Below are 16,105 nucleotides of genomic sequence, written 5' to 3'. Positions count from 1 at the left end.
GTTCTTTTACTGCTGCTTGTTGTGAAATAAAAAAAGAATTTACATTACCGGAAGTAAGTCAAACTATTATACTTACTAGACTTAAAGGAAGGACTCCAGTGCCAGAAAAAGAGGATTTAGAAAAGCTTGCTTCTTATGGAGCTTCTATGGCTATATTTCTTTCTGTCCAAAATATTGATGGCGTTGTTGAAAAATTGAAAAGAGGATATAAAAGAGATGATGTTCCTGTAGCTGTAGTTTATAAAGCTACTTGGGAAGACGAAAAAATAGTTAAAGGAACCTTAATGGATATAAGTTTTAAAGTTAAGGAAGCCGAAATAAAGAGTACTGCACAGATTCTTATTGGGGATAAAATAGTTAATTTAAGTAAACATGATAGTTCCTTTGTTAATGAGATTTGCCATTATAAAAATTCATCTATAGAAGGTGGAATAAAAAATATACTTAAAGATTTAATACAAAAATATGATGGTATAGTATTTATTTCAGCTATAGGAATAGCAGTTAGGATGATGACTCCATATATTAAGGATAAAAGATATGACCCTGCAGTAGTTGTAGTTGATGATATGGCAAGATATAGTATAAGTTTACTTTCAGGACATATTGGAGGAGCAAATACGTTGTGCGAATATATAGGAAATGCTATTGGGGCAATGCCTATAATAACTACAGCATCTGATGCTAGAGGTATAGAATCTATAGATATGTATGCTAAAAGAATGAATCTACATATTGAAGATATGGAGGATGTTAAAAATATAACTTCCATGATGGTAAATGGAAAAAAGATAGGTTTTTATTCAGAAATTAATGGAGCTATTAAATATAATAATTTAGTTTACTTGAGCAATGAGGACATTAACTTATATAAAAATGATATGGATGGTGTTATATGTGTTACATCAAACGAAAATGTAGATATAAAAACACCACATTGTATATTAAGACCTAAAAACTTAAATATAGGAATTGGATGTAAAAAAGGTATAAGTGGATATAGAATAATTGAATCTATAAGAAATGTTTTTAAAGAGAATAATTTATCGGAGAAGTCTTTAAAATCTGCAGGGACTATAGAGATAAAAAAGGACGAACAAGGAATAATTGAAGCTTGTAAATATTTTAAATTGCCATTAAAGATATTTACTAAAGAAGAAATACAAAAGGTAGAAAATAAATTTGAAAAAAGTGAATTCGTGAAAAGTAAAATAGGAGTTTACTCAGTATGTGAGCCTTGTGCATATTTATTAGGAGGACAAATAGTAGTTAATAAGAAAAAGGTAAATGGCATTACTATTGCTGTATCAAAGGAGGAGTATAATGGCTAAGCTATATGTTATAGGAATTGGACCAGAGATATGCTCCCTATATTGAATATATAAAGGACTTTTTAGATGGGCAAGAAGTATTTTCTACTGGTATGAGGGGAGAGATAGAAAGATGTAATAAGCTATTTATAATCCAAGAAGTAATGGAAGAAAAGACCATCTTAAAAAAGCAGTAGAAATAATGATGAAATATAAATTGGCATCGACACCTATAGGTAATAGCAAAACATATGTAGAAAATGGGAGAATGATAACTCCAAGGGGGTATAAGATTTGATTTGGATAATTGGAGGCACAACTGAAGCCAGGGAGTTTGTCAATAGAATAAAAGGTAAAAAAGACTTTATTGTAACTGCTGCAACTGAAGAAGAGAGGGAGTTTATTGATTGTGAGGAATTAAGAGTTGGTAGAATGGATTTTAATGATATGCTTAAATTTGTTCGTGATAATTCTATAAAATTAATTATAGATCTTTCTCACCCTTACGCTAAGGTTGTAAGTGAAAATGCCAAAAGAGTTTCAGAAATGGAGAATATTAAATATTTGAGGTATGAGAGAGATAAAACTGACATTCCCTCTTATGCTGTATATATCAAAAACTTAGAGGATACATTAGATTATTTAAGGGGAATAAAAGGAACAGTTTTCTTTACTACAGGTTCTAAAAATATTAGTGATTTTGAAAAAGTAAGAGGAAATAATAGATTTATATACAGAGTCCTTCCTACACCTATGAGTATTAATGAATGTAAGAAGAATAATATTCAGATGAAAGACATAATAGCTATTCTTGGCCCTTTTTCTGAGGATTTAAACTTTGCTATGTTTAAGGAATATAATGCAGATTTTGTGGTCATGAAAGATAGTGGAAAGCAAGGTGGGACTATTGAAAAGATAAATGCCTGCAGAAGACTAGGAATAAAACCTGTAGTAATAGGCAGGGATAGGTGATATTATGGAAAATTCATTATTAAGAAACAAAGGCTTAAGTAAAAATTTGATATTGTTTTTGTTTGTTATTTTATCAATCATTAGCTTCTTTATTAGTGTAGGAAATGGAGCAGTAAAGATTTCTCCATCAAATATCATTAAAGCTATTTTTTACGAGAAAGATACTGTTAATTATCAAGTAATATGGAATGTTAGATTACCTAGAACTATTGTAGCAGGTCTTGTAGGAGTGTGCTTTTCACTAGCAGGAGCTATACTTCAAGGTATAATGCGAAATCCACTTGCTAGCCCTAATATTATTGGAGTATCTTCAGGAGGTGGACTTGCTGCATTAATAATACTCATATTATTTCCAGAATATTATTATATAGTTCCTGCAGGTGCGTTTATTGGGGCATTACTTGCTACTTTAATTATTTACTCCTTAGCTTGGAAGGAAGGAATAAGACCTACAAGGCTTATCTTAGCAGGTGTAGCAATATCCTCAATACTTAGTGCAGGCATAAATGCTCTCATGACATTTTATCCAGATAGAGTTGCTGGAGTCATAGGCTTTATGGTAGGAGGATTGTCTTCAACTACTTGGACCCAAGTGAATATGATTTTTCCATATACGATAACAGGGATAATATTAGTTCTATTTATGCCAAATAAGTTAAATATATTAATGCTTGGAGATGAAATAGCAACTGGATTAGGAGTGAAAGTAGAGAGGACAAGATTCTTTTTCATCATTCTAGCTTCTTTACTTGCTGGTAGTGCTGTAAGTGCAGTAGGGTTATTAGGATTTGTTGGGCTTATAGTACCTCATATTGCTAGATTATTGATTGGTTCTGACTATAGGTACTTGTTTCCTGCATCTATTTTTTTAGGGGCATCAGTTGTTATATTATGTGATACATTAGCTAGGCTTTTGTTTGCACCTATGGAAATTCCAGTAGGGATAATAATGTCAGCTTGTGGAGGACCATTCTTCTTGTACTTATTAAGAAGAAAAGGAGGCATGAGTTAATGAGTATTAGAACTGAAGGGCTTTGTATCAAATATGGTGATAAGGATGTATTAAAAGAAATTGATTTTGAAGTAAAGGAGGGAGAATTGGTTTCTATAATTGGTCCTAATGGTTCTGGAAAATCAACATTACTTAGAGCTATCTCTAGATGTTTAAAGCCTTCTAGTGGAACTGTATATTTAGATGATGAAAACATTTATTCTATAAATACAAAAAAAGTGGCTCAAAGATTAGCGATTTTACCACAAATCAAGAAGGTACCTTCAGATATAGTAGTAGAAGATTTAGTTTCATATGGAAGGTATCCTCACCTTGGATTTAGTAAGAGATTACTTAAAAAAGATATTGAGATTGTTGATTGGGCTATAGAAAAAACTAGACTTCAAAGTTTAAGGAAGAGATTTGTAGCTACTTTATCTGGAGGAGAAAGACAGAGAGCGTGGATAGCCATGGCTATAGCACAGAGACCTAAAATATTACTTCTTGATGAGCCTACTACTTATTTAGATATATCTTATCAGCTGGAAGTATTAGAATTAGTAAAAGAATTAAATAAAACTTTAAATATTACTATTGTTATGGTGCTTCATGATTTGAATCAAGCTGCTAGATATTCTGACAAGATATATATACTTAAAGATGGGAAATTAGCAATGAAAGGTACTCCTAGTAATATCATTAATAATAACACATTAAAAAATATATTTGGAATTGAAGCTGATATATATAAAGATGAAGTAATAAATTGCCCATATTTTATTCCAAGGAAAATATGCCTTGGAATGAATCTGCAAAATATTTCTTTAGAGTAATTATGAGTTGCAAAGAAATGATTTAATAAAAATAAAAAAATGGAGTGGGACAAATGAGAATAAAAAAATATTTATGTTTAGTATTAGCAATTATTATGTCTATGTCAATTTTTGCTGGCTGTACAAATGGACAGAGTGAGGTTAATAATAGTCAAAATGATGTGGAGGAAAAGACATTAGAGGAAAGTGATATAAAAATAGATGAAGATACAGTTACATTTGTAGATGCAAGAGGGAAAGAAATAACTTATAACAAGAATCCTGAAAGAGTAGTATGTATTTATAATTCGTATCTAGATTTGTGGTATAAATGTGGTGGTACAGTTGTAGGAAGAGTTGAAGCAACAGCTGACAAACCAGTTCCAGGGTCAGAGAATGCAGAGGTAGTTGGAACAGCAGGTTCACCAAGTGTAGAAAAAATATTGTCACTCAAACCAGATTTAGTAATATTAAGTAATTTTCTTACTGCTCACAGAGGCATGGTAGATATTTTGGAACAAAACAACATTAAAGTTATGCTTTTAGAAATTAAATATAAAGATGATTATTTAAAAACAGTGAAACTGTTTACAGCATTAACTGGTAGAGAAGATTTATATGAACAGTATGGTAAAAAAGTTAATGAGGATATTGAAAAAATAATAGAAAAAGTACCAAAGGACAAAAAACCTAAAATCCTTATAATTTATGCTACTGCTAAAAATTTAACTGTTAGAGGAACAGATTCTATGGTAGGTGAAATGTTAGAGGATTTAAACACTATAAATATTTCAGGGAAAATTGGAAACTCTACAGATGCAAAGGTATTTAGCATGGAAAAAATACTTCAAGAAGATCCAGATTTTATTTTTGTTCAAATAATGGGTAGTGATAAAGAAAAAATATTTAAAAGGTTAAAAGATGATGCAGAATCTAATCCAGCATGGGCATCATTGACAGCTGTTAAAAATGATAGATATATCATACTCCCAAAGGATTTGTACTTATATATACCAAACGATAGATATGCAGAGGCATATGAAGGACTAGCTAAAATATTATATCCAGAAGTATTTGATAAGTAGTATGTATTTTACAATATAAGAATAAAGTTTAAAGTTTTAAGCCTCAGATTCTAAATCTGAGGCTTTCTGTTGCTTGGATTTAATCTAATGTTTTCAATGAAATTTAGTGTATCAATAGCATCTACATCCCTTTTCATACTCCATGGGAAAACCAGTGCATTCATCTGATTTTCAATAATAGGGTGTTTATATTTATTATAGGTTTCAAGAATTTTGTCATATCCATTTGTAGTATTTTTTTTATTGTTCATATATTTTCACCCTTTCAATTATATTTTGGTTAAAATAAAATTATTTATACTACTTGTTTAAATTGACAAATAAGGAAGTATGATAATTACTATGTTGAAAAAGAATAAATTTTGGTATCAATAATCAGTAATTTCTATATTATTTTGAAGGTTTTTTTATAAAAAGATAGAATAATAAACTTGAGGGGGTGTTTTTTTGGCTTATAAATCTAAAATAAAGAACGAACAAGTTGATAATTTTTTTGAAGCTATATTAAAATTGGAAAATATTGAGGAATGCTATAGATTTTTTGAAGATGTATGTACTATAAAGGAAATACTATCAATGGCTCAAAGACTACATGTAGCAAAACTTTTAAAGCAGGAAAAAACATACATTGAAATAGAAGAGGAAACAGGGGTTAGTACTGCTACTATAAGCAGGATAAGCAGGGCACTTCATTATGGAGCAGACGGATATAATATAATCTTGGATAGATTAGGGTATGGAAAAAACGTTTTCGGAGATAAAAACAAGTAATTTAACCTTCCTCAATTAACATAAAAACTGGATTATATCCAGTTTTTATTTTATGACTAATATTATTCTGTGAGAGGAAAACCCGGGGTTGGTTATTCCCGAGTTTACCTACTCAATATATATAATGAAGGGGGAAATTAGCATATTAAAACGAATTAATGACATCACTGTTAATATTTTTAATTATTTCCACAGCAAGATTTACAGTATTTTGAAAATCTTTAAATGATGCATAGCAGTAGTGAGTGTGTGCATACCTAGTAGGTATACCTAAAACTAAAGTAGGTACTCCTTTATTTGAAAGATGTATTTTGCCAGCATTTGTACTTCCTGCTACTCTTACTGTTTCTTGATATTGTATATTATTTTCATTGGCAATTTTTTTTGCAAAAGTTATGAACCTATGATGAGATACATAGGAACTATCTCTATGTCTTATTTGAGGACCATAATTAAGTCCTGACTGCATAGTATATTTATCAGTATATACATCATCGGCTGGGCTACCTTCAAATACTATAGCTATATCTGGTTTAACTCTATTTGCAGTTATTTGAGCTCCTCTTGTTCCTACTTCTTCTTGCGCTGCTAATGCTCCTACAACATTAACTGATAAATCTTCATTTTCTATTTTTTTTAGGACTTCTATTACAGCAGCACATCCTAGTCTGTTGTCAAAGGCTTTGCCCATCATAATCTTGTTATTTTCATTGTATTCAAACATTACATATGGGACAATGGGTGCTCCTATATTTATTTTAAATTCATTTATTATTTCTTCCCTACAAGTAGCACCTACATCTATTTTAAGATCTGATATATCTATCTTTTTCTCCTTTTCTTGAGCAGTCATGAAATGAGGAGGCTTAGAAGTTATAATTCCTTTTACATATTTACCTTCTGAATTTTTTATCATTACTAGATGAGCAGGAATATTATGTGTTACCCAACCACCTAAAGGAATAAAATTAATTAGGCCTTTTTCATCTATAGATTGGACCATGAAACCTACTTCATCTAAATGTGCATCTAACATAACAGTCATCTTTTTGTTATCTTTTTTTGCTAGATTTAAATAGCAGTTCATCATAGAATCACGTTCATAAGAAAGATTAGCTTTATATTTTTTTACTACTTCTAGAACATTGTCCTCAAAACCTGGTGCACCATAACAATTAGACAAATCTTTAATCATGGCTAAAGTTTCCATATAATACCTCCCATGCGTTGATTATTGATTATTATTTTACTATTTTAAGTTTCATTCAAAATTCATGCCAATTTTTTGGTTTAAAAATATTTTATTTAAAAATATTTTATTGACTACATAAAAGGTATATTATATATATTAAAATAAAATATCTAAATAACTTGGCTTTACAATTAAGAGGAGGGGGAATATGAGGAGTAGTATTTTAGTAATTGCTGCAAATAATCATACGAAAGATGCCATATACGAGTATCTTTACAATATTTTTCACGAGTATGTTGATTTAGATAGCTGCCTGATATCAGAATTAGATGAAAAAAAAGAAGAAAACTATGATTTAATTGTTTTACCAAATCAACCTGATGATAAAATTCTCAAAAGATTTATAGGAAACGACAAGATTATATTTTCACATAGAACTTTTAATTATAAAAAGATAGATGGAATATTTGATTTAGAACCGAATTCATATGTATATTTTGTAAATGACAGTAAACGTGGTATAGAAGAGGCTATTCAGCAGTTAAAGGATATGGGTGTTGTTTATTTTAATTTGATACCTTATTATCCTGGATGTAAAGTAGATAGAAGTATAAAAAATGCTATTACTGCTGGAGAAGCACGGTATGCTCCTGAACACATAGAAAAAATAATTGATTTAGGATGTAGGGTTCCTAATATATCAGATATTAGTGAAATTGCACATAAACTAAAATTGCCGATTAAGTTAATTAATTCTATTACACAAGATTATCTTAAAAGTTTTGCTAATGTGGTTAAAAACTCCAATATTCAACTAAGAAAACTGTATAACACACAACAAATACTTAAAAATGTTCTTAATAGTATTGATGAAGGAGTTTGTCTCATTAACGATAATTGCACAATTAAAATGGCTAATAACAAATTTGAAAATATTTTATGTTTATCTGATACAAACATAGTTGGAAAAAACTTAGCAGATATATTTAAAAGTAATAATATTAAAATACAAATAGATGAGATCCTTAAAGATGGTAAAATTATTAAAAATAAAGATAAAAAAGGCGTATTTATTGTTGCTTATGAGGTATATGAATTTAATGAAAAATCATATTTGATACATGTAAATTATACAGATAGTATTAACAAAAAAGAATTTATGGTAAGAAAAAAAACTGATTATAAAGGAGTATTAAAGAAATATAGTTTTGAAGATTATATAACTGTTGATAAAGCTACATTGGATATGTTAGACCGAGCAAAAAAAATATCTCATAATGATGCCTGTGTTCTAATTCAAGGGGAAAGTGGAACTGGAAAAGAGATAATTGCACAATCAATACACTATAATTCCCCAAGAAAAAATTATCCTTTTATTCCAGTTAATTTTGCTGCTATTCAACCAAGTCTTTTAGATAGTGAATTATTTGGATATGTAGAAGGTTCATTCACTGGAGCTAGTAAAGGTGGAAGCAAGGGACTTTTTGAAATGGCTCATAAAGGAACAATTTTTTTTGATGAAATAGGTGATGCTCCTTTAGATTTTCAAGTTAGACTGCTTAGAGTACTACAAGAAAAAGAAATAAGAAAGATAGGGAGTTCTGAAAGAATACCCATAGATGTTAGGGTTATAGCAGCTACTAATAAAAATTTATACGACATGGTATCTAAAGGTATGTTTAGAGAAGACTTATTTTATAGAATTAACGTTATGCCAATAGATACTATACCTGTAAGACAAAGAAGAGATGATATTCCAATACTTTTTAATTATTTTATAAAAGAATATTTTAATGATTCTGATTTACAACTTAAAGATATATGTACTGATAGGGTAATAGAATTTCTTATGGAATATGATTATAGAGGCAATGTAAGAGAGATAAAAAATTTAGTTGAATATTTTTCTTGTATAAAGGGTGCAAAAAAAATAGATTTATCAGAACTTCCTAAATATATGATGGAATCAGAATTAGAGTCTACTAAAACCCTTACTGAATATGAATACAATATACTTGATATTATTAATAGTAATCCTAAAATAGGAAGGTATAAAATTTACGAAATTTTAGCATCAGACAATAAAGATATTACAGAAAGTAAAATTAGGACCATTTTGAAGAAATTACAAAAACGAAAATACGTGGTAATAAATAATACTAGAGGAGGATGCGAAATAACTTTTTTTGGTAAAATGGTTCTGGAAAATATTAAAAAGAAGAACTCTATTAGGTGATTATAAATTTGTTTAATTAACCTAATAAAGTTATAAATTATTAATAAAAGGTAATTTATTTTGAAAATATTGCGTATATTAGTTGGCATGAATTTTGCTTGTATAATATACAAAGTTCATAAATATAATGAAAAATTATTTATTATTCAAAAATTTTTATAATTTTTTCAAGTTAATATTAGATTTAGTTACTAAATAAAAAGATTAGTAGACATAGTATTCAAAAGGAGAGGATATAAGTGACTAGGTATATATTAAAACGGCTTGAATCAAGTATTATTACATTATTGGTAGTTATAACTTTAACTTTTTTTCTTATTAGGGCTATCCCTGGTGGACCTTTTACTGATGAGAAAGCTATACCTCCTGAGGTAATGGAGAAGGTTTTAGAACGATATCATATGAATGATCCTCTATATAAACAATATTTTGACTATTTAAAAAATCTCGTAAAATTTGATTTGGGTCCATCTTATAGATATGCTGGAAGGACTGTAAATGAGATAATAGGAGAGACTTTTCCAATATCTGCGTTTATAGGAGCACTTGCTATACTGTTATCTTTGTTTATAGGAGTACCTATAGGCATAATTTCTGCACTTCGTAGAGGAAAGTGGCAGGATAATTTGGTAATGTTCATTGCTACTTTAGGAGTTACTGTACCAAATTTTGTTATAGCTACTTTGCTTATATATGTTTTTGCATTAAAATTTGGAATATTTACTGTAGGATTATGGGAAGGTGTATCTACTTCTATACTACCGGCTGTGACTTTGGCTGGATATCCTATGGCCTTTATATCTAGATTAGTTAGGTCTAGTATGTTAGAGGTAATTCAACAGGATTATATTAGAACTGCTAGATCAAAAGGTTTAGCAGAAAGGATTGTAATTTATATACACGCACTAAAAAATGCTTTGATTCCATTACTTACTTATTTAGGGCCTTTAACTGCAGGTATTTTGACAGGTAGTTTTGTTGTAGAACAAATATTTGGGGTACCAGGATTGGGGACTCATTTTGTTACGAGCATACAAAATAGGGATTATACTATGATTGTTGGCGTAACAGTATTTTATAGTACTTTTTTAGTAGCAATTAATTTTTTAATAGATATTTGTTATGGATTAATTGACCCTAGGATAAAAATAGATAGTTAAAGGAGGAAAGATAATTGGAAAATCAATATTTAGAAATAAACGATGAATTGTTTGAAGAAGTAAGTAAAGAAGCAAAAAAGAAAAATGAATTTTTACAACCTAGTCGTACATATTGGCAAGATGTATGGCAAAGATTAAAAAAAGATAAGATGGCTTTATTTGGTCTTATTATTATAATTGTTATAACATTATTTGCAATATTTGGTCCGATTTTTTCTCCTTATGAATATGATGAACAAAATTTTGATCTTTCCAATAAAGCTCCTACGTTATCTCATCCTTTTGGAACAGATATTTTTGGGCGAGATATTTTTGTTAGAGTTATGTATGGTGCTAGAATATCTTTAAGTATAGGGTTTGTTGCTAGCATCATAAACCTTACTATTGGAGTTATATATGGTGGAATATCGGGTTTAGCTGGTGGCAGAGTAGATAATGTGATGATGAGGATAGTTGATATCCTTTATAGTATTCCTACTATGATTTATGTTATTTTACTTATGGTAATAATAGGTCCTGGACTTAAAAGTATTTTTATTACTTTAGGGATTTCTTATTGGGTAGGTATGGCTCGAATAGTGCGATCTGAAGTTTTAAGGATTAAGCAAGAAGAGTTTGTATTGGCTGCTAAAGTTTTAGGTACATCTCAACGTAGGATATTATTCAGGCACATATTACCTAATGCTATGGGGCCAATAATAGTTACATTAACACTATCTATACCTAGTGCAATATTTACAGAAGCTTTTTTAAGTTTTGTAGGGTTAGGTGTTTCTGCACCAATGGCTAGCTGGGGTGTGTTAGTGAATGATGCTATTTCTTCTTTGAGCCTTTATCCATATCAGCTGTTTTTTCCTGCTGCCGCTATATGTATTACTATTTTAGGATTTAATTTTCTAGGAGATGGATTAAGAGATGCATTAGATCCTAAACTAAGAAAGTAGGTGATTTTAAGTGAATAATATAATTTTAGATGTTAAAAATCTTCAAACTTCATTTTATACTATGGCAGGAGAAGTTAAAGCAGTTAATGGACTTAATTTTTCTGTTAAGAAAGGTAGTACTCTTGGAATAGTAGGCGAGTCAGGAAGCGGCAAAAGTGTTACTATGTTGTCTATTGTAAAGTTGTTGGGAAGTAATGGGAAAATTAAAAAAGGCAGTATATTGTTTAATGGAGAAAATCTTGTAGATAAAGACGAAAGTTTCATGCAAAAAATAAGAGGAAATGATATTGGGATGATTTTTCAAGACCCTATGACTTCGCTAAATCCAGTTTTAACTATAGGTTATCAGATTTGTGAGTCACTTATGAAGCATAAAAAAATGTCAAAAGATCAAGCCAAAAAAAGAGCTATAGAGTTGCTCGGTGAAGTTGGCATTCCTGACCCTCAAAATAGATTGAACAATTATCCTCATGAGTTTTCTGGAGGAATGAGACAGAGGGTTATGATAGCAATAGCTATTTCATGTAATCCACAACTATTAATTGCAGATGAACCTACTACTGCATTGGATGTTACTATACAAGCTCAAATATTAGATTTGATGAAAAAACTTCAAAGGGAATTAGATACTTCAATTATTATTATTACACATGATCTTGGAGTAGTAGCGGATATTGCTGATGAAATCATGGTTATGTATGCTGGTAATATGGTAGAGAAGGGGTCTGCAAGAGATATATTCTATAATCCAAAACATCCATATACTAAAGGACTATTAAAATCAGTACCAAATCCTGATAATTTGGTAAAGGAAAGGTTAGTTCCAATTGAAGGTCAGCCGCCAGACCTTTTGAATCTTCCAAGCGGGTGTCCTTTTAGTCCTAGGTGTCCTCATACTATGAAGATTTGTCTTATGAGAGATCCAAGTTTAATGAAATTTGATAATGGTCAAGAAGTAAGGTGCTGGCTTTTATATAAAGAAGCAAGGGCTAAAGGGAAGGTGATATAGTGGAATATTTATTAAAAGTAGAGAATTTAAAAAAATACTTTCCTATTAGAAAAGGGATTTTTGGTAGGAAAGTAAGATATGTTAAAGCAGTTGATAACGTAAGTTTTAGTATAAAGCCAGGTGAAACATTAGGTCTTGTAGGTGAGAGTGGATGTGGAAAAACGACTACAGGAAGGACGATTATTAAACTTTATGAACCTACTGGAGGAAAAATATATTTTGATAATAAAGATATAACTAATTTGTCGAGAAAAGAAATCATGCCTATTCGTAAACAGATGCAGATGATATTTCAAGATCCATATGCATCGTTAAATCCTAGGATGACAGTATCAGATATTATTATGGAATCTATGATAGTCCATAATATGTATACAGATAAGGAAAGAAAAGACAGGGTTAAAGAACTGTTAGACATTGTTGGTTTAAATTCAGAACAAGCAAATAGATATCCTCATGAATTTTCTGGAGGTCAAAGGCAGAGGGTCGGTATAGCTAGGGCTTTGGCAGTAGAGCCAAAATTTATAATATGTGATGAACCTATTTCTGCTTTAGATGTTTCAATTCAGGCACAAATAATGAATACATTGGAAGATTTGCAAAGTAAATATAATTTGACTTATTTATTTATAGCTCATGATCTTTCTATGGTTAAACATATAAGCAATAAAATAGCAGTTATGTATTTAGGGAATATGGTTGAAATAGCAGAAAGCAATGAATTGTATTTGCATCCTCAGCATCCTTATACAAAAGCATTGTTATCTGCGATTCCAATACCAGACCCAGATAAGGCAAAAGAGAGGAAACGAATTATGCTGGAAGGAGAGGTTCCAAGTCCTATTAAACCTCCACGAGGATGTAAATTTCATCCTAGATGTAAATATAGGAAGAAAATTTGTGCTGAAGACCAACCTATGTTAAAAGATCTAGGTAATAATCATATGGTTGCTTGCCATTTATTTTAAGTAATTAGTATATTTTGATATTACAGATTTAAAAGGTCTTTTGACCTTTTAATATAAATATTATAAAAAAATAAATTAAAGAAAGGGTGGGTAATAAAATGAAAAGAAAATCTAGAGTCTTGTATTTGTTGCTAGTAGTGGTAATGTTATCAACAATAGTAGTTGGTTGTGGCAGCCAAAATACTAGCAATACTTCTGATGAGGGGACAAGTACTAATAACGTAGAAGAAAATACAGGAGAAGACACAAATGTAGAAGAAGAAAATATGATAGTTGCAAATATTGTAAGTGAACCAAGAACAATTGACCCTGCAATTAATAATGCTACAGATGGTTCTACAATAATATTCAATATATTTGAAGGTTTGGCTAGAATAAACCTTGATAATGATAAGCCAGAACCTGGTATAGCTGAAAGCTGGGATATTTCTGAAGATGGAACTAAATATACTTTCCATCTAAGAGATGGACTTAAATGGTCTGATGGATCTCCTCTTACTGCAGAAGACGTAAAATATGGTATTGTAAGGGTTCTTGATCCAAATACTGCATCATCTTATGCTTACCATGCTTATTGCATTAAAAACGGTAAAGCATTTTATGAAGGAAAAGCAAAAGCAGAAGATGTAGGTGTAAAAGTAATAGATGAAAAAACTCTAGAGATAACTTTAGATTATCCAGTTCCATATTTTATGGATATAATTTCTTGGCATCTATTATTGCCTCTTAAAGCAGATATAGTTGAAAGTGATCCTGATGGATGGGCTCAAAATCCAGAAACTATTATCAGCAATGGTCCTTTTAGAGTTAAAGAATGGAAACATAATGAATATATATTATTAGAGAAAAATCCTTACTACTGGGATAAAGATAATGTTAAAATAGATAAAGTTAAGTTAGTTATGATTACAGATGAAAACACTGCTTTAACAGCTTATAAAACTGGAAAAATAGACTATATGTCAAATATTCCTTCTGTTCAAGTTCCAGTACTTATTAATTCTGGTGAAGCTAAAGTTGTTGGTCAATTAGGTCCTTACTTCTATTGTTTTAATGTAGAGAAAGAACCATTTGATGATGCAAGGGTTAGAAAAGCTTTATCTTTAGCTATAGACAGACAAGCAATAGTAGATACTGTTGTACAAGGTGGTCAGAAACCTGCGATAGGCTTTATTCCTTATGGACTTCCTGGCATAGATGAAAACAAAGACTTTAGATCAGAAGTAGATCCTTATATAGATGTTAATGCTAATGTTGAGGAAGCTAAAAAACTTCTTGCAGAAGCAGGATATCCTAATGGAGAAGGATTCCCTGAAGTGACTTTCATATATAATACTAATGAAAATCACAAGGCTGTTGCTGAAGCAATACAAGCAATGTGGAAAAAGAACCTTGGTATAAATGTTTCATTAACTAATCAAGAGTGGAAAGTATTTATCAACACTAGAAGTCAAGGAGATTATCAAATTGCTAGACATGGATACCTTTCAGATTTTAATGATTTAGGTTCACTATTTGATTTATGGGTAACAGATAGTCCAAATAATGATGCTAATTATTCAAATCCTAAATATGACGAATTAGTTTTACAAGCAAGAGAAGAACAAGACCCAGTTAAGAGGGTAGAACTTTATCATAAAGCAGAAGACATATTAATGGAAGATATGCCTGTAATGCCAATATATTATTACAATACTACTTATTTATTAAAGCCTTATGTAAAGGGTTTGCATGTTTCACCTTTAGGATGGGAATTTTATAGAAATGCATATATTGAAAAATAATTAAATACTTATATTAATACTAAAAGGGTTCTGTGTTAAAGGAACCCTTTTAGTAATTATAAATAATTAGTAAAATAAAATTACTAATGAAAGGGTCATTATTATCATATCAAGTACCTACATATTTTGGTATGGCTGTTGTGAGTTGCGAATAAAAGATTACAGTTGAATAATAATATATAATAACAAAAATTATAAGCTGGATAGATTCCAGCTTTTATTTTTACAGGATGAGAAAAATGTATACAAATATAGTATAAGCACCTATGTTTATAACACAAAATAAAGGCAAGGAGGTGAATGTTGCTGAAATTAAGATTTTGGCAACGATATATGTTTAATTATAAAAGAAAAGTGTTTAAATGGGAAATGGCAGGTATAGCTTGGATTATAGTAGTAGGATTGTTATGGCATTCTTTGTATGAATGGTCAGGAAAGATTTTAATAATAGGTGCTATTGCTCCAGTAAATGAAAGTATTTGGGAGCATCTAAAATTAGGGTATTGGGCTCTCTTATCATTTTCAATTATTGAGTATCCTAAAATCAGAAGATATATTAATGGTTTTTTTCTTAGCAAAGCATTGGGGCTTATGACATTAGAATCAGTTATTGTTATAATAATATATACATATACTTCTATAACAAACGAGAACATACTCTGGATAGATATTGCATTGTATATTTTTGCAGCTATATTGTGTCAAGTGGTAAGCTATAATGTGTTAAAAAAGAATGTAACTAGAAAAGCTAATACAATTGGGCTAGTTATTTTCATAATATTTGGTATAATGTTAGTAGTATTTACATTTTATCCTCCTCATTTACCTATTTTTAGGGATTCAATTACAGGAGGATATGGTATAGAGTGAC

General features: G+C 30.1%; 16 protein-coding genes and 1 pseudogene. 15 read left to right on the top strand and 2 right to left on the bottom strand.

Annotated elements, in window-relative coordinates; all coding sequences use genetic code 11:
- Positions 1 to 8: 8 nt before the first annotated feature.
- The 7 genes and pseudogenes from ACZ41D_RS11015 to ACZ41D_RS10985 form a co-directional block, all read left to right on the top strand.
- Positions 9 to 278, top strand: a pseudogene (locus ACZ41D_RS11015) (SAM-dependent methyltransferase); the annotation flags it as partial.
- Positions 279 to 284: 6 nt separating this feature from the next.
- A complete protein-coding gene (cbiG, locus tag ACZ41D_RS11010) occupies positions 285 to 1,331 on the top strand; it encodes a cobalt-precorrin 5A hydrolase (RefSeq protein WP_464153143.1) in 1,047 nt (348 codons plus the stop codon).
- A 17-nt stretch (positions 1,332 to 1,348) separates the two neighbouring features.
- A complete protein-coding gene (locus ACZ41D_RS11005; protein ID WP_464151454.1) occupies positions 1,349 to 1,507 on the top strand; it encodes a hypothetical protein in 159 nt (52 codons plus the stop codon).
- 97 nt (positions 1,508 to 1,604) lie between these two features.
- On the top strand, positions 1,605 to 2,282 hold the full coding sequence (cobK, locus tag ACZ41D_RS11000; RefSeq protein ID WP_464151453.1) for a precorrin-6A reductase: 678 nt from the start codon (positions 1,605 to 1,607) through the stop codon (positions 2,280 to 2,282).
- A gap of 4 nt (positions 2,283 to 2,286) precedes the next feature.
- Positions 2,287 to 3,294 carry a FecCD family ABC transporter permease gene (locus ACZ41D_RS10995; protein ID WP_464151452.1) on the top strand — a complete coding sequence of 336 codons (1,008 nt, stop codon included), beginning with the start codon at positions 2,287 to 2,289 and terminating at the stop codon, positions 3,292 to 3,294.
- On the top strand, positions 3,294 to 4,106 hold the full coding sequence (locus ACZ41D_RS10990; protein ID WP_464151451.1) for an ABC transporter ATP-binding protein: 813 nt from the start codon (positions 3,294 to 3,296) through the stop codon (positions 4,104 to 4,106). The genes ACZ41D_RS10995 and ACZ41D_RS10990 overlap by 1 nt, the downstream gene beginning before the upstream one ends.
- A 53-nt stretch (positions 4,107 to 4,159) precedes the next feature.
- On the top strand, positions 4,160 to 5,170 hold the full coding sequence (locus ACZ41D_RS10985; RefSeq protein ID WP_464151450.1) for an ABC transporter substrate-binding protein: 1,011 nt from the start codon (positions 4,160 to 4,162) through the stop codon (positions 5,168 to 5,170).
- Positions 5,171 to 5,220: 50 nt separating this feature from the next.
- Here the strand turns inward: ACZ41D_RS10985 and ACZ41D_RS10980 are convergent, their stop codons facing one another.
- The gene (locus ACZ41D_RS10980; RefSeq protein WP_464151449.1) at positions 5,221 to 5,421 is read right to left on the bottom strand and encodes a hypothetical protein; all 201 of its coding nucleotides are present in this window, start codon (positions 5,419 to 5,421) and stop codon (positions 5,221 to 5,223) included.
- A 196-nt stretch (positions 5,422 to 5,617) separates the two neighbouring features.
- Between ACZ41D_RS10980 and ACZ41D_RS10975 the strand changes: the two genes are divergently transcribed.
- Positions 5,618 to 5,941: a YerC/YecD family TrpR-related protein gene (locus ACZ41D_RS10975; protein WP_464151448.1), complete on the top strand. Its 324-nt coding sequence runs from the start codon at positions 5,618 to 5,620 to the stop codon at positions 5,939 to 5,941.
- A gap of 145 nt (positions 5,942 to 6,086) precedes the next feature.
- Here ACZ41D_RS10975 and ACZ41D_RS10970 read toward each other — a convergent pair whose 3' ends face one another.
- A complete protein-coding gene (locus ACZ41D_RS10970) occupies positions 6,087 to 7,151 on the bottom strand; it encodes a M42 family metallopeptidase (protein ID WP_464151447.1) in 1,065 nt (354 codons plus the stop codon).
- 190 nt (positions 7,152 to 7,341) lie between these two features.
- On the opposite strand from ACZ41D_RS10970, the gene ACZ41D_RS10965 reads away from it, so the two are divergent.
- The 7 genes from ACZ41D_RS10965 (at position 7,342) to ACZ41D_RS10935 (ending at position 16,104) form a co-directional block, all read left to right on the top strand.
- Positions 7,342 to 9,369 (top strand): sigma-54 interaction domain-containing protein, encoded by a 2,028-nt coding sequence (locus ACZ41D_RS10965; RefSeq protein WP_464151446.1) that lies wholly within the window; start codon positions 7,342 to 7,344, stop codon positions 9,367 to 9,369.
- A gap of 239 nt (positions 9,370 to 9,608) precedes the next feature.
- Positions 9,609 to 10,529 (top strand): ABC transporter permease, encoded by a 921-nt coding sequence (locus ACZ41D_RS10960; RefSeq protein ID WP_464151445.1) that lies wholly within the window; start codon positions 9,609 to 9,611, stop codon positions 10,527 to 10,529.
- A gap of 14 nt (positions 10,530 to 10,543) precedes the next feature.
- Complete coding sequence (locus ACZ41D_RS10955) at positions 10,544 to 11,473, top strand: ABC transporter permease (RefSeq protein WP_464151444.1); 930 nt, start codon at positions 10,544 to 10,546, stop codon at positions 11,471 to 11,473.
- Between the two features lie 61 nt (positions 11,474 to 11,534).
- Positions 11,535 to 12,482 carry an ABC transporter ATP-binding protein gene (locus tag ACZ41D_RS10950; RefSeq protein ID WP_464153142.1) on the top strand — a complete coding sequence of 316 codons (948 nt, stop codon included), beginning with the start codon at positions 11,535 to 11,537 and terminating at the stop codon, positions 12,480 to 12,482.
- Positions 12,479 to 13,450 carry an ABC transporter ATP-binding protein gene (locus ACZ41D_RS10945; protein ID WP_464153141.1) on the top strand — a complete coding sequence of 324 codons (972 nt, stop codon included), beginning with the start codon at positions 12,479 to 12,481 and terminating at the stop codon, positions 13,448 to 13,450. Before ACZ41D_RS10950 ends, ACZ41D_RS10945 begins: the two co-directional genes overlap by 4 nt.
- 98 nt (positions 13,451 to 13,548) lie before the next feature.
- Positions 13,549 to 15,234: a peptide ABC transporter substrate-binding protein gene (locus ACZ41D_RS10940; RefSeq protein ID WP_464151443.1), complete on the top strand. Its 1,686-nt coding sequence runs from the start codon at positions 13,549 to 13,551 to the stop codon at positions 15,232 to 15,234.
- A gap of 303 nt (positions 15,235 to 15,537) precedes the next feature.
- The gene (locus ACZ41D_RS10935; RefSeq protein ID WP_464151442.1) at positions 15,538 to 16,104 is read left to right on the top strand and encodes a DUF6512 family protein; all 567 of its coding nucleotides are present in this window, start codon (positions 15,538 to 15,540) and stop codon (positions 16,102 to 16,104) included.
- Position 16,105 lies beyond the last annotated feature (1 nt).

The organism is Brassicibacter thermophilus (assembly GCF_055378355.1).
The sequence above is the reverse complement of the archived record's forward strand: the minus strand, read 5'-3'. Positions and strand labels throughout refer to the sequence as shown.

Excerpts from the sequence above, each read along its gene's own strand:
- cbiG (WP_464153143.1), top strand. The coding sequence starts at position 285 with ATGGATATAAGTTTTAAAGTTAAGGAAGCCGAAATAAAGAGTACTGCA.
- ACZ41D_RS10995 (WP_464151452.1), top strand. The coding sequence starts at position 2,287 with ATGGAAAATTCATTATTAAGAAACAAAGGCTTAAGTAAAAATTTGATA.
- ACZ41D_RS10990 (WP_464151451.1), top strand. The coding sequence starts at position 3,294 with ATGAGTATTAGAACTGAAGGGCTTTGTATCAAATATGGTGATAAGGAT.
- ACZ41D_RS10985 (WP_464151450.1), top strand. The coding sequence starts at position 4,160 with ATGAGAATAAAAAAATATTTATGTTTAGTATTAGCAATTATTATGTCT.
- ACZ41D_RS10980 (WP_464151449.1), bottom strand. The coding sequence starts at position 5,421 with ATGAACAATAAAAAAAATACTACAAATGGATATGACAAAATTCTTGAA.
- ACZ41D_RS10970 (WP_464151447.1), bottom strand. The coding sequence starts at position 7,151 with ATGGAAACTTTAGCCATGATTAAAGATTTGTCTAATTGTTATGGTGCA.
- ACZ41D_RS10965 (WP_464151446.1), top strand. The coding sequence starts at position 7,342 with ATGAGGAGTAGTATTTTAGTAATTGCTGCAAATAATCATACGAAAGAT.
- ACZ41D_RS10950 (WP_464153142.1), top strand. The coding sequence starts at position 11,535 with ATGGCAGGAGAAGTTAAAGCAGTTAATGGACTTAATTTTTCTGTTAAG.
- ACZ41D_RS10940 (WP_464151443.1), top strand. The coding sequence starts at position 13,549 with ATGAAAAGAAAATCTAGAGTCTTGTATTTGTTGCTAGTAGTGGTAATG.